Consider the following 287-nt stretch of genomic DNA (forward strand, 5'->3'; position numbering starts at 1 on the left):
GCACCTGTCGGCGGCGACGGTATCACGATGACCAACGCCGCAGGCCAGGTGACGTTCTCCACGCTGAAACGCCCCTTTGTCTATGACCGACAAATCCAGATCACTGATGCCTTTCAGGATATTGGCGGCGGGTTCTGCCAGATAGTCTATACCGGCGTTCAGGTACGAATGATTGGTGGATGGGGAAATATCAGAACAAAAGGCGTGGTCATGTCAGGCGGTAGCGTCAGGTCGGCCTACAACAAAGTGTTTGCGGACCGCAATTCCGGTTCTTGGGATATGACCCG

At 55.1% G+C, this 287-nt stretch carries 1 protein-coding gene; it reads left to right on the forward strand.

The features are described 5' to 3' along the window. Window positions 1-287: DUF6453 family protein (locus tag OGY18_RS02835; protein WP_286551656.1), on the forward strand; the 287-nt coding region annotated here is incomplete at both ends.

It is taken from the genome of Citrobacter sp. Cpo142, from assembly GCF_030332425.1.
Taxonomy (GTDB): Bacteria; Pseudomonadota; Gammaproteobacteria; order Enterobacterales; family Enterobacteriaceae; genus Citrobacter; species Citrobacter portucalensis.